The 351-nt window shown below is 45.9% G+C and carries 1 rRNA gene; it reads left to right on the top strand.

From position 1 onward, the window contains the following. Positions 1-351: ribosomal RNA gene (locus LB449_RS13840) — 23S ribosomal RNA — on the top strand; the annotation flags it as partial.

The following is a 351-nucleotide window of genomic DNA, read 5'->3' as shown; positions in this document are numbered from 1 at the left end:
AAGTTGAACAAACGCGGTCAGACTGCTTAGACAGCTAGGATGTTGGCTTGGAAGCAGCCATTCATTTAAAGAGTGCGTAACAGCTCACTAGTCGAGCGGTCAGGCATGGATAATAATCGGGCATAAGTATATTACCGAAGCTATGCTTTTACAATTAATTTTGTAAGAGGTAGGGGAGCATTCTAAACAGCGCAGAAGGTGTACTGTAAGGTATGCTGGAGCGTTTAGAAAAGAAAATGTAGGCATAAGTAACGATAATGCGGGCGAGAAACCCGCACACCGAAAGACCAAGGATTCCTCAGCTATGCTAATCAGCTGAGGGTTAGTCGGGGCCTAAGGCGAACCCGAAAG

It is taken from the genome of Psychroflexus lacisalsi (assembly GCF_020164495.1).
Lineage (GTDB): Bacteria > Bacteroidota > Bacteroidia > Flavobacteriales > Flavobacteriaceae > Psychroflexus > Psychroflexus lacisalsi.
Note: the sequence above shows the minus strand (reverse complement) of the source record. Positions and strands in the feature narration are given on the sequence as shown.